Source organism: Candidatus Margulisiibacteriota bacterium, from assembly GCA_028715625.1.
Lineage (GTDB): Bacteria > Margulisbacteria > Riflemargulisbacteria > GWF2-35-9 > GWF2-35-9 > JAQURL01.
Genome location: JAQURL010000116.1, coordinates 1 through 3,344 on the forward strand (window position 1 = coordinate 1; position 3,344 = coordinate 3,344).

Annotated in this window: 4 protein-coding genes; all 4 read left to right on the forward strand. The window is 37.6% G+C overall.

Features of this window, described 5'->3' with window-relative positions; translation table 11 throughout:
- Positions 1-9: 9 nt before the first annotated feature.
- The gene (locus PHV30_11975; GenBank protein MDD5457730.1) at positions 10-159 is read left to right on the forward strand and encodes a VanZ family protein; all 150 of its coding nucleotides are present in this window, start codon (positions 10-12) and stop codon (positions 157-159) included.
- 262 nt (positions 160-421) lie between these two features.
- Positions 422-1,759 carry a hypothetical protein gene (locus tag PHV30_11980; GenBank protein ID MDD5457731.1) on the forward strand — a complete coding sequence of 446 codons (1,338 nt, stop codon included), beginning with the start codon at positions 422-424 and terminating at the stop codon, positions 1,757-1,759.
- Entirely contained in the window at positions 1,759-2,301 is a 543-nt protein-coding gene (locus tag PHV30_11985; GenBank protein ID MDD5457732.1) for a hypothetical protein, read from the forward strand. Before PHV30_11980 ends, PHV30_11985 begins: the two co-directional genes overlap by 1 nt.
- Positions 2,302-2,304: 3 nt before the next feature.
- Positions 2,305-3,344: acyl-ACP--UDP-N-acetylglucosamine O-acyltransferase (lpxA, locus tag PHV30_11990; protein ID MDD5457733.1), on the forward strand; the 1,040-nt coding region annotated here is incomplete at its 3' end.

Consider the following 3,344-nt stretch of genomic DNA (forward strand, 5'->3'; position numbering starts at 1 on the left):
AGCGACGAAATCCACCAGCTTTTTGTGCCAAACAGGGATTGTTCGTTTGCTGATTTCGTAGCAGATAACGTAGGCATAGTTTTTGGATTTATTCTTATGAAAATAAAGACATCTGTTGAATCTTCTTGGTATAATTTTTTATTAGGGAAGAAAAAATAAAAAATTTGGGGGAACAGGTATTACCTCAGAATACAACGTTAGTATCTATATAACACAAGACGAAGCAATCGTAACCCTTCTGAATGAGGATAAGGCGATTGTCAGTATTGATAAATATTCATTCAAATCAGTAGCTGACCAAACCGAGATCGGTAAAGCCAGATTTTTAAAAGAAAAACTTAAAGAAAAAGATATTCTCACACAGCTAAAAAAAATCTGGATAATACCAGGACAGCCATATACTTCCGAAAGATTCCTGGCTTTGTCACTGAACCCAACGGATGATTTTTTAACAGGAGTTAAAGATAGGGTTAAACAGGTATACAAAGATGCTATTAGTAATAGCGAGCTGTTTTACAAGATTGTACATGAAAAAGTTGATAAAAAAGTTGATTATCTTTTATCTATCATGCTGGTTGAGCAAGCCCTGTTTAAGGCTTTTAACAAAGTTTTCGGTCTCAAAAAAAACTCAATTCTCATACAATGGCTACCTCCTGATTATTGTCTTTTAAAGACTTTGCAGTGGTTAAGCAAAGAAGAGTTGACGCAAAAACTGCTTATATTTATCCGGGATACATATACTGAACTTATTTTTTATCTGGACAAGCAGATTTTTTATGTAAAGAGGATAAACTTCAGCAAAGACTTAATCCGTCAGGTATTAAAAGAAAATCACTATTCTGATAATCAGGTAAAGAACGTGCTGGAGCTGGAACTGGACTTCAACCGCAGAGAGGAACTGGATATAGTGTTAAGCTTGAAAATAATTGTCGACCATTTTCTGACGGACATAAAAAACGGCATGCAATTGTTTAATAATATGGCCGGAAAAACAATAACAGAAATTGTAATTGTCTCTACCGAATTGAAAAAGAACCATATAGATGAATTGATAGCAGGAGATTTGCAACTGCCAGTGCAGTTTTATGATTACAATATTATCCGGGATTTATTTTCGGATAATTTAAAATGGCCTGAGCATATAAGTGCTGAAGAGCTGTTTGTATGTTTATCCGTAGTGGAAATTTCTCAAAGCATGGATTTGTTTCATCTTTTTCCCAATAAAAAAATATCTCTGCTTTCAACAGCAACTTCTGATAAATCGCGGCAAGCCAGGAAGCAGATCAGTTCTTTAAAAAATTTTCTGCCGGCCCTGGCCGGGGTACTTGTTCTTTCTTTTATTGCCTGGAACCTGTTGCATTTTGAGTACAATAAATCAACCCGGGATTTGTATGCCGTAAAAAACAAGCTTACCACGCTTAAGCAGCAATATATAGTTTACGAGGATGAAGCCAGAGAAGCCGAAGACAACGAGATTTTATTAAATATCAGAGAGACTGAAAAGAAGGTGCAGGAGGAGCTTGACCAGTTTTTACAGCTGCTGATCGGCTACAAACCAGAAGCCTTAACGCTGGAACATTTTTCTTTTGACCGCAGCCTTCTTGCTATAAACATCAGCGGTAGAAGCAGTCGTATCGCTATAATCAATCAATATCTGGACTATTTAAGCCGCAAAGCCAAGATGAAGGAAATGACACTGGATAAAATTGATAAAATATCGGAAAACGATTATGCGTTTTCTTTAAGGATAAAAATGTAATGGAAAAAAATAACGGACTTGATTTTAAAAAGTTGGTTCCTGAAGGGAAAGAATATTATCTCTGGATATTCCTGGGACTGTTCGCCATCATGATAGTTCAGTTTTTTCTTTATCCCCAGATGGTCAGGGTCAGAATACATCATCAGTTAATAGGTGTTTATCAAAAACAACTTAAGGTTTTTGAAGAAAAAATTACCCATTCCATGCTTATAGATAACAAGCAGGGAATCCCTAAGAAAAAAGTGACTGGCAAGCCTATACTTAAGGACCCGGTATTGCTTTTTAACGAACATTTTCTTAATAACGCCTATAACTCCTTTATATTAAAAAATATTTCATATGGCGATAAAATCTATAACGGAGACATAATGGAATTGCCGGTTTTTCTGGAATTCAGCGACGCTTCGGGGAATTTAAAACAGTTTTTTAATAAGCTGAATCAGTTTTTTTATCCGGTTGAAATCAGTACCCTTGAAATCAGCGACTTATCACCCCGGCAAAATTTTGTTAAAATACAGTTGTTAATAAAAAAAAGAAGGTGAAAATTGCTAGATATAAATGAAATAATGGAGTGTCTGCCGCACCGCTATCCTTTTTTGCTGGTGGATAGAGTTCTTGAATTTGAATATGGCAAACGTGCCGTAGGCATTAAAAATGTAACCTTAAACGAACCGTTTTTTCAGGGCCATTTTCCCGGACATCCGGTTATGCCAGGTGTGCTGATAATAGAAGCCATGGCTCAGTTATCAGGTATAATTCTTTTATCCTTTCCGGAACTGAAAGGCAAGATGGCGTATTTCGCGGCTATGGAAAATGTGCGCTTCAGAAAACCTGTAGTTCCTGGAGATCAGATCCGGATGGAAGTAGACCTGTACAAGGTGAAGGGGCCTGTAGGCAAGACCATGGGCAAGGCTTTTGTTGACGGCAAAATTGTGGCAGAAGCCGAGATGACCTTTTCCATGGCGGATTCGCAAGTAGAAAAGTATATAGATTCAACCGCTAAAATTCATCCCAATGCCGAAATAGGTAAAGGCGTAAAAATCGGTCCCCATGCTTATATCGGTGAAGGTGTTAAGCTGAGCAACGGCGTAATAATAGAAGCTAATGTAGTCATTGAAAAATGGACTACAATAGGAGAAAACACTCATATTCATTATGGGGCGATTATTGGCAACACCACCCAGGACAAAAAATTTAAAAATGAAAAAAGTTACGTAGAAATTGGAGCCAGAAATGACATCAGAGAATATGTAACTATAAACAGGGCAACAGCCAAAGACGGAAAAACAATCATCGGTAATGATAACCTGCTGTTGACCAACGTACATATCGGCCATGATTGCGTATTGGGCAATAATATAATCATTTCCAATGCTGTACAGGTTGCCGGACATATTCATATTGAAAATAACGTGAATATCGGCGGTATGGCAGGGATTACTCAATTTAGCCGTATCGGTAAGATGGCTATGATCGGCGGCTATTCCAAAGTTAATCAGGATGTACCTCCCTTTATGCTGGTAGAGGGCAATCCGGCTATAATCAGAACATTAAACACTATCGGCATGGAGCGTAATAATGTGGG